Below are 8865 nucleotides of genomic sequence, written 5' to 3'. Positions count from 1 at the left end.
CGGCCAACCGACGTACCCGCGAAGCACCACCATCACCAAGCCCGCCCCACCGGCATCCCGGCGGCGCCATCACTGAGCCCCATGAATTGCCGGGGCTAGAGCCGACGTACTTCTACGGCATGATCGCCGGCTTCGTCGCGGCGAAGGCCTCCCAGCAGCCAGCCCCGGAGAACGACGGCCCGGCCGTTCTCACCGGTGTGGTGGTTCTCGTGGCCGTGGGCGTCGCCGCCTGGATCGGCCGGTACTCGACGTACGACCGGGCGCACGGTGATGGCGCCGAGTTCGCGTGGGTCGTTGGCGACGCCGTGCTGTTCTGGATCATCGTGCTCGGCGTCGAGGGACTGACCTTCGGCCTTGTTCCCTTGCGGTTTCTCGATGGCGAACGACTGCGCGACTGGCATCGGACCGCGTGGCTGCTCGCGCAGTCAGTGGCGGTCCTGTTCTTCGTGTACGTGTTCGTTGTCCGGGCTTACGGGGCCGGCAGTCCTGGCATCGACGTACGGTCGGTGGCTCGCGCGCTCGCCTTCTTCGCGTTCTTCGGTCTGGCGTCGCTCGGGTTCTGGCTGTACTTCCGCTGGGATGGCCGGCCAACGGCGCACTACTCCGACCAGGCTGCGCCTTCGCCGTGACACGGTTGTCGAGCGCAACGCGTGCTGTGCAGGATCACGGCCCAATTGTCCTTTGCGGAGCACGGATCATGAGGGCATGCCCGAGTCGTTCTCGACGACCACGCTGACGAACGGAACCCTACGGCACACGCTTTGTCGCGACGCACGCAACGGCGCCGCAGTCGTTCTACGCAGTCAGTCTTGTACACCGAGAACGGGACGGGACCGCCATCCCCACCAAGCCCCAGCGGCGATGGCCGCAATGCTGGCGCTGACGAAGCGATCGTCGTCGCCCCACGCGGTTCTGTGCGTGCGACCGCGACGCAGGCGACTCCAGTTCCGGCCACATATGTGGCGGGAACAGCCCTCGCCATGTCCGTTGGATGTTGAGTAGAAGCAGATGCTTCCGCGCCCAGCGTCACGCCTCCGTGCATGGTGCGTGGAGAGAGAGTTCAGCGACCGCGAGCGCCAGGCCGCACGGACCAGAGAACGTGCTGACGACCGCGGCAATGGCTGCGAGGCCGAGCTGATGCCGCTGCCTAGGACGAAGTGTCCCTGCCCCTCCGGGCAAAGCCTTGTCCCCGAAGTCAGGGAGTCGCGGCAGGTCCGCCTCCGGGATCCCCCTCGCTGAACCACACATCAGGTGCTGTCAAGGAAACCGTCGAGCGGATCGCGGACATTACGTTCGACCCGTTGGCTGACCGTGTGGGCTAAGTTCAGTGTCCGTGGTCGGCTCGTGATGCTCCGCGGGACCTAGCAGGCGGCTGGCGAGTTCTGAGTTGGGTGCCAATCTGGGTGAGTTGAATGTTTATCGGTATACGACTGGCATCAGAATTGGATCGTGACCGCAACCATCCAGCTACTGCGCGGCCTGGCGAGCCGCGCGCCGGCGGGCCGCCACGGGCTCCGCTCGTACCTGCACGCGGTTCTTGCGGGACCTCAGGGCGCCATCGCGTTGCCCCGTTTCCGGCGATGGTCGCGTGCGTTGAGGATCTGAGCACCTCGGCGAGCACTGACTGCCACCATTCGCGGGTTGCCTCGGGATGGTGGCTGTTGCGCTGACCACCCGCCGATCTGGTGATCCGACTCCCTGGTCGGTGTGATGCCAGGTCCGAGAAGCCGTTCCAACACCATGAAGAAGAGGACACAGTGATGCTCGATCCCGTCGTCGACAAAGGTCAGCTGACCGAGACTGACCGCTTCATCTTCGAGTCGTGGGGCTACTTCATGATTCCCAACGTCCTGACCAAGGACGAGGCCGCCGAGGCTTACGATGTTTCGCGGCGTCTGCACCAGAACCGCGACCGCGAGTTCGGGCAGATCGGCCGGACCTACGAGAGCGAGCCGGTTCTCGAGCGGCTGATAGATCATCCTGACGTCCTTCCGAAAGTGCGGGGTCTGCTCGGCGACCGATTCGTGCTGCAGGCCGGCTGGAACACCATGCAGCCGGCGCACGCGGGGAACGGCCGTTGGCACCAGGACGGATCGTCCGCCTTCGACTTCAAGGACCTGGGATACCCGGTTCCCTTGCTTCAGCTCCGCGTGTCGTATCTGCTCACCGATCAGACGGTGCCCGGCATGGGCAATATGGAGCTGATTCCCGGCAGCCACCGCTCGCGGGTCGGTCTACCCGATGCAATCCGTGAGCCCAACGACGACATCGCGATCGGCCATGTCGTGTGCGCCGAGGCCGGGGCTGCTCTGGTGTTCCACAACGGCGTCTGGCATCGAACCTTCCGCCACGATGGCGACTACGACCGCTACACGACGCACTACGTCTACAGCCCACCGTGGGTCCGCACGGCCGACCGTTTCAGCAACGACCCCGAGTTCCTCGAGCGCACCACGCCCCTGAGGCGCGCACTGCTGGGGGAGTTCGCAAGGCCGGATGCCCCGTTCGGCGCCAACTACGATCCGCTGCCGATCTGACGCACGGACTCGCTCCCGCCGCGACACCGGCCTTCGGTTGATCTCGAAGGCCGGTGCCTCGTGCCCTTGCAAGCCACGTGTCGCTTCGGCTGTTACGACGTACCGCCACGCGCAGCAGACTGTGGAGGCTGCGGTCGACCCCGTGGATAAGTTGTGTGTCCGACGGGGGACACGCAGACTAACCACACGTCTCAAGCTCGTCGTCTGAGCGTGGGAGAGAGGCTCAGGCGAACCTCGTGACCGCAGATTTACAACCGAGACTGATCAGTGAATGCCGTTGATTGGTGGAGCTGAGCTGCATCACGCTGCGGGGCGCCGCCATCGGTGAGACCCGGGAGCTCCCGGTCACCGGACTGCGATCGGGCACGACCCGCGCTGAGAGCTGCCGAGGGGTCAGCTGCGCCTGGGCGAGGAGGGCGATGTTCTGGTCGTCGAAGTCAGCTCCTAGACCCTGCGGGGCATGTCCGCGGCCGGCGACCTGATGGACCACACCGACGTACCGCTGCTGCTCCGCGCGCTCGCGGTCCTGGAGGTGTCGGTGCGCAGACGATCAACGATGCCGCACGGGCTGTGCGGCCGCCCTGGGCGCCGAGCGCTACTTGGCCACCCTCGAGACGCGGCTACTGCTTGGCCACTTGTCCCAACGGTGTGCGCGTGATTGGGTCCGGCTGGTGTGCTTTGCGGCTGCCCTTCCGGGCTCCCATCGTGGCAGGCGCAGCAGCGCATCTTCCTGGTCCCAGTCCTCGCTGCGACTGCTCACGTAGCGCCGCTCGCCGTCGTACTCGACGTGGACACGGGGACCACGGCCTCCGTCGGGTTGCCGGACGAACGCTCGCCCGTGGCCGCGGTCCAGCCAGGCTATGAAATCGGCGACAGACGACTCTTCCGTGCCTAGAAGCTCGCCATCCAACCGAAGGGCGGCGATGTTCTTGAGATCATTTGGCCCGTCTACCCGGATTGCGGTCACGTACAGAGTCGTAAAGCTCGCCAAGCTGGCCATCGCAATCAGACCTCCGCTCCTCCTCTGCATCGTGAACTCTGTCCGGCGCATGGGGAAGGCCCCAGAGCATGGGTGCCGCCAGAAAATCGGACAGTCAGGACACCGTCACCTTCGGATTGTCCCGGGCCGGCGCCCAGAGAACCCACCCGCAGCGCTGATTGGTCCGAAGGATCCGCGCTGCACCCGAGTGAGCGGCGCGCTGCCAAGGTGTCTCGGAGCAGCCCTGAAAGGTGTCGAGGGTGAGCTGACCGTCCGGCGGCACCGCCGCACATTGGTGTCGGCGTGTGGTCCAGGCGCGAACCTCGAAGGGCAACGGCTCGTGTCCGCGGCACCAACCGACGCAACCACCTTCGTCCGGGTCGTGCAGGTCGGTGCCTGACCGCGACGTCAGGGGCGCGGAGTGCCGGGGGGTGGTGCCGAGGCCGGAGTCGTAGGCGCCGATGACGGCTTGGGTGCGGTTGCGTAGGCGGAGTTTGGCGAGCAGGTGGCTGACCTGGGTCTTGACGGTTTCGTCGCTGACCGTCGAACGCGTGGGGATCTCGGGGTTGGACAGTCCTTGGGCGATGAGGGCGAGGACTTCGACTTCCCGGGGTGTGAGGTTGCCGAGGGCAATGGCCTTGGGGGGAGTGAGGACTGCTCCGCTCCGTCGGGCGGCGGGGGTACCGGTTTGAGGTCATTGTTCGATTGCGGTCCGCGCGAGTGTGGTGAGCATCGCGGTGTCGACAAGGGCGCCGTTCCGCGGCGGTGAATCTCTCGATCTTGCCCCAGGCATCGAGTTCGAGGACGGTGATGCCGCGGGGCACTGGCAAACGGGACGAAGGCGCTAGTACGACGTGTTGGTCCTCAAGGTGTGAAGGCGCGGGCGATGGGCCAGGCGCCGGGGGAGGTGTTGGAAAGCACGGTGGAGGTGGTGGCGGTGTGTGGGTCGTGCGTGGACTTGAACGACGCGCCGGCGTCGTACCCGACCAGGATGGCCGTATCGGTGCTCTCGTGCAGCCAGAAGCCGAGGCCGTAGCGCCTGGAGTCCTCGGGTACGTCGCAGCGTGGCCGTACGACTTCTTCGACGGAATCCACTATGTCGCCGGCGAACAGCGCGCGCCAGAAGGTGGAGATGTCGGCGGCGGTGGTGTGGATGCCGCCATCGCCGGTGGCCAGTACCGGCAGGTGGAAGACGTTGGAGCGGTCCACCCCGTTCAAGGGCAGGTAACCCACGGCCGCGTCGGCGGGTAGCTCGTCGGAGCGGAGGAAGTCGGTTCTGGTCATGCGGGCGGGGCGGAGCACCCGTTCCCGGACCAGGTCGTGGTATCCGATGCCGCTGGCCCGCTCGGCCAGCAGGGCGAGGACCACGAAACCACCGTTGCAGTAGCCAAACCGCTCACCGGCCCGGAACTTGGTGGGATGCCCGTCCAGCAGGGGCAGGAAAGCCTCGGTGGTAGTCAGCTCGTGCGCCGCGCCGATGAAGTAGTCGGTGATCTCGGTGTCGGCCTCTTCGTCCAGGTAGTCACCGATGCCAGAGGTGTGGGTGAGGAGATGTTCGACGGTCACGTCGTCGGCGATCAGCGGTAGGTCCTTGCCGAGCAGGGATCGGGCGGTGGTGCTCAGCTCCAGCGCACCGTCATGCACCAGCGAGACCACGGCCAGGGCGGTGAACCCCTTGCTGCCGCTGGCGATGCCGAATCTGGTGTCCAGGGAGTTGGGAACGTGGTAGGTGCGGTTGGCCAGCCCGTAGGCCTTCGCGAACTCGATCTGGCCGGCCCGGTCGATCCAGACCACACCGGAGAAGCCGGTTTCCTCAGCGATCTTGTCAATATCCCCCTGCGCCATTGCCGCAGATTAACCCAGTCCCGCGCCATGCCGAACCTGTCTATCAGGCAGGCCAGCCCTCGCGGAACAGTCCGAACCTCGTCACGCTGGCGATGAATGGCTGGGCCGACGGCGAGCCCGTGTGGTGGCTCAACCTCCAAGCGCATCCCGGAGCCAGAGTCGGTCTCGCCGACAGGCCGTGCATGGTCACGGCATGTGCCGCAGAGGAACGGTCTCGCTTGTGGGCGAGGTGGCGGGCGATTGACGCACGCTCACGCCGCTGATGTGCACCCTCGTGCCGATGTGCGCCAAGGAGTGCGGAGCACCAGGTAACCGTGGGCTGGCCCGTCCTGCGCGAGGCCCACCGGAGCCGACGCTGCACACTTGACGTATGGGCCGGGAAGGCCGAGTCCGCCGACGTGCCGGGCGCCGTACCAACGTCGCCCTGCTGGTGTTGCTCGTGCTCGCGTTCGCCACCGGCTGGGCCGCGTTCGGCACGGGTACTACGACGCCCGGGTGGATCGTCACGGTGCTGCACGGCGCGGCGGGTCTGGCTCTGGTGCTGCTCGTCCCGTGGAAGTCGCTGATTGTGCGGCGGAGCCGGGCGTTCCGGTCGGCGTCCTGGCGTGCGGCTGTCGGCCTGGTCCTTGGGGTTCTCGTCGCCGTATCGCTTCTCGCGGGCGTCGTGCACGTCCTCGGCGGCTTCCGGACCTACGCAGGTCTCACCCCGATGCAGGTGCACGTGGGTGCCGCGATGCTTGCGGTGCCGTTCGCTGTACTGCACGTGCTGCGGCACCCGCAGCTGCCGCGGCGTACTGACCTGTCCCGGCGCACCCTGCTCCGCGCGCTCTGGCTCGGCGGAGGTGCGGCCGCGGCGTACGTCGCGGTCGAAGGTGTCGCCCGTGGGCTCTCGCTACCGGGGCAGGACCGCCGGGTGACCGGCTCGTTCGAGGTCGGCTCGGATCGTCCGGAGGCGATGCCGGTCACGCAGTGGGCCCTGGATGCTGTGCCCAGGGTCGACGTTGCCACCTGGCGGCTGCGTGTCGGGGTGGCGGGACGGCAGGTGGCCGAACTCGACCACGACGCGTTGCTGGCCATCGCCACCGACGAAATGCGGGCGGTGCTCGACTGCACCGGCGGCTGGTACGCCGACCAGCGCTGGCGCGGGGTGCGGCTCGACCGGTTGCTGCCGGCAGCGCTGCCGCCCGACGCACGCAGCGTCGTCGTGGTCTCGGTTACCGGGTACGCGCGGCGCCTGCCGTTGCGGGACGTACCGTTCCTGCTCGTCGCGACGCATGTTGGCGACCGGCCGCTGTCGGTCGGGCATGGTGCGCCGGCACGGCTCGTCGCGCCGGGTCGACGGGGCTTCTGGTGGGTCAAGTGGTTAGACCGCGTGGTCGTCGATACCCGGCCGTGGTGGTGGCAGCCGCCGTTCCCGTTGCAGTGACTCGGCCGATTGATCAGTCAGTCTCCTCCGCGAAGCCGACTGCGAGGGCACGACGCAGATGCGGGCCTAAGCCGGCTGGTCTGGTCGACCACCCGGCGGCGGATTCACTCGATCGGGTCGGCCGTGCCGGACACCGACCTGCCCAAGAAGTCGCGAAACGCGCCTGCCGCCGGTGTGAGCGGCCGCTCGTCGAGGACGATCAGGCCGATGGCCGGGTGGCTCAAGTGGGGGAGCGGATAGATCTCGACCGGCGGTCCAGGGGCACGCGCCGCCGAGCCGGCGACCAGGGCGACGCCCAGACCGGCTGCGACGAGTTCACGGATGCTGGCCGGGCTGTAGGTCTCGAACTCGATCCGGGGCACGAAGCCCGCGGCGGCCGCGGCCTTGGTGAGGATCTCGTGCAGCCCGCTCCCGGCCGGCAAGCAGACGAAGCTCTCGTCGCGTGCGGCCGCGAGGCTGCCCGAATGATCGCTCAACCGGTGCCCAGGAGGACTGACCAGGACCAGCCCTTCCTCAACAAGCGGCCGTGCGACGTACCTCGCTGACAGGTCAGCGTGGATCGGGCCGAGCACCACATCGAGCTCACCGCCGTCGAGAGCCTCGAGCAGAACCTCCATCAGCCCGGAACGCAGCGTGAGCCCGAGACCGGGATAGCGCCGGCGAAAGTCGGCCAGCTGCACCGACAGGTGGAGTGTGCCCAGTACTTGGGTGGCGCCGATCCGCACCCGGCCGCGCAGTACCGACGCCAGCTGGTCGAGGTCCGCGCGCGCAGCGTCCAGCTCGTCGAGCGCCCGCCGGGTCCGCGCCCAGAACAGTTCACCCGCGTGCGTCAGTGAGACCCGGCGGGTGCTTCGCTGCAGCAGCACGGTCCCCAGCTCGGTTTCGAGCCGCCGGATCTGTGCGGAGATCGCGGGCTGGGCGATGTGCAGACTCTCGGCGGCGCGGGTGAAGCCACCATGGCGGACAACGGCATCGAAGTAGATCAGCTGGCGTAGCTCCACCCATTCATCATCGATCGCGATAGATGCCAGCGCAAACTTGTCTTGGACTTATGGCTCGGCGGCCAGCACCGTTAACCCATGCGGCAACGACACTTGGGACGTACCGGATTCACTGCCTCGGCACTGGGGTTGGGGTGCATGGGTTTCTCGCAGGGCTACGGGCCGGCCGACGACGGGGAGTCGATCAAAGCCCTGCACCGGGCTGTCGAGTTGGGGATGAACCTACTGGACACAGCGATGAGTTATGGCCAGGGGCACAACGAGCAGCTGGTCTCCCGCGCCCTGGCCGAGTTGGCCAACCGCGGTGAGGTTCAGGTGGCGACGAAGTTCGGTATCGTCCGGACCGAACAGGGGGTCGCGCTGGACGGCCGCCCCGAGCATGTCCGCGGCTATTGCGACGCGTCGCTGAAGCGGCTCGGGGTCGACGTCATCGACCTGTATTACCTGCACCGGGTCGACCCCGACGTGCCGATCGGTGAAACCGTGCAAGCGATGGCTCAACTGGTCGACGACGGCAAGGTGCGCCACCTCGGCGTCTCCGAGGTCACCGCCGGGCAGCTCCAAGCCGCCGATGCCGTCCACCCGATCGCGGCGGTCCAGTTCGAGTGGTCGATGCTGTGGCGCGAGCCCGAGCTCGACATCATCCCGGCGGCGCGCGAACTCGGCATCGGACTGGTGCCCTACAGCCCCCTCGGGCGCGGCCTGCTCACCGCCACGCTGGATCACGACACCATCGGCACGAGCGAGTTCCGCCGTACCGATCCACGCTTCCAGGACACCAACCTCGACCGCAATCTGAGCCAGATCGAGGCCCTGCGCACGGTGGCCGACAGTCTGTCGATCACCCCGGGGCAGCTCGCGCTGGCCTGGCTGCTGGCCCAGGGCGACGACGTCGTTCCCATTCCCGGGACCCGGCGACTCGACCGGATCGCGGAGAACGCCGCCGCTGCGGAGATCCAGCTCGGCCCGGCCGAGCTGGAGCGCCTTGATCTGGCCGTACGGCCCGAGGCGTGGGCCGGGGACCGGCGCTCGTTCGCCGTACCGGCCACGACTCGCACCACGACCTGACCTTCATCC

Annotated in this window: 8 protein-coding genes; 5 read left to right on the top strand and 3 right to left on the bottom strand. The window is 67.5% G+C overall.

Annotated elements, in window-relative coordinates; all coding sequences use genetic code 11:
- Together ACZ3HV_RS42980 and ACZ3HV_RS42975 are read left to right on the top strand one after the other, a co-directional pair.
- Window positions 1-629, top strand: a 629-nt coding sequence (locus ACZ3HV_RS42980; RefSeq protein ID WP_465693567.1) for a hypothetical protein, incomplete at its 5' end; no start/stop codon positions are given.
- 1131 nt (window positions 630-1760) lie between these two features.
- Window positions 1761-2537: a phytanoyl-CoA dioxygenase family protein gene (locus ACZ3HV_RS42975; RefSeq protein ID WP_465693565.1), complete on the top strand. Its 777-nt coding sequence runs from the start codon at window positions 1761-1763 to the stop codon at window positions 2535-2537.
- A 1094-nt stretch (window positions 2538-3631) separates the two neighbouring features.
- Here ACZ3HV_RS42975 and ACZ3HV_RS42970 read toward each other — a convergent pair.
- Both ACZ3HV_RS42970 and ACZ3HV_RS42965 read right to left on the bottom strand, forming a co-directional pair.
- Window positions 3632-4150, bottom strand: coding sequence for a response regulator transcription factor (locus ACZ3HV_RS42970; protein WP_465693569.1), 519 nt, complete (start codon window positions 4148-4150; stop codon window positions 3632-3634).
- Window positions 4151-4380: 230 nt separating this feature from the next.
- Window positions 4381-5361: a serine hydrolase domain-containing protein gene (locus ACZ3HV_RS42965; protein WP_465693564.1), complete on the bottom strand. Its 981-nt coding sequence runs from the start codon at window positions 5359-5361 to the stop codon at window positions 4381-4383.
- Between ACZ3HV_RS42965 and ACZ3HV_RS42960 the strand changes: the two genes are divergently transcribed.
- Both ACZ3HV_RS42960 and ACZ3HV_RS42955 read left to right on the top strand, forming a co-directional pair.
- Window positions 5361-5624, top strand: coding sequence for a nitroreductase/quinone reductase family protein (locus ACZ3HV_RS42960; RefSeq protein ID WP_465693563.1), 264 nt, complete (start codon window positions 5361-5363; stop codon window positions 5622-5624). The genes ACZ3HV_RS42965 and ACZ3HV_RS42960 overlap by 1 nt on opposite strands.
- Window positions 5625-5731: 107 nt before the next feature.
- A complete protein-coding gene (locus ACZ3HV_RS42955) occupies window positions 5732-6787 on the top strand; it encodes a molybdopterin-dependent oxidoreductase (RefSeq protein ID WP_465693561.1) in 1056 nt (351 codons plus the stop codon).
- Between the two features lie 104 nt (window positions 6788-6891).
- Here the strand turns inward: ACZ3HV_RS42955 and ACZ3HV_RS42950 are convergent, their stop codons facing one another.
- On the bottom strand, window positions 6892-7788 hold the full coding sequence (locus ACZ3HV_RS42950; RefSeq protein ID WP_465693559.1) for a LysR family transcriptional regulator: 897 nt from the start codon (window positions 7786-7788) through the stop codon (window positions 6892-6894).
- Between the two features lie 78 nt (window positions 7789-7866).
- Between ACZ3HV_RS42950 and ACZ3HV_RS42945 the strand changes: the two genes are divergently transcribed.
- On the top strand, window positions 7867-8856 hold the full coding sequence (locus ACZ3HV_RS42945; protein ID WP_465693558.1) for an aldo/keto reductase: 990 nt from the start codon (window positions 7867-7869) through the stop codon (window positions 8854-8856).
- Window positions 8857-8865 lie beyond the last annotated feature (9 nt).

The organism is Kribbella sp. NPDC020701 (assembly GCF_055562215.1).
Note: the sequence above shows the minus strand (reverse complement) of the source record. Positions and strands in the feature narration are given on the sequence as shown.

Coding starts and splice junctions, on each gene's coding strand:
- ACZ3HV_RS42975 (WP_465693565.1), top strand. CDS start 1,761: ATGCTCGATCCCGTCGTCGACAAAGGTCAGCTGACCGAGACTGACCGC.
- ACZ3HV_RS42965 (WP_465693564.1), bottom strand. CDS start 5,361: ATGGCGCAGGGGGATATTGACAAGATCGCTGAGGAAACCGGCTTCTCC.
- ACZ3HV_RS42955 (WP_465693561.1), top strand. CDS start 5,732: ATGGGCCGGGAAGGCCGAGTCCGCCGACGTGCCGGGCGCCGTACCAAC.
- ACZ3HV_RS42945 (WP_465693558.1), top strand. CDS start 7,867: ATGCGGCAACGACACTTGGGACGTACCGGATTCACTGCCTCGGCACTG.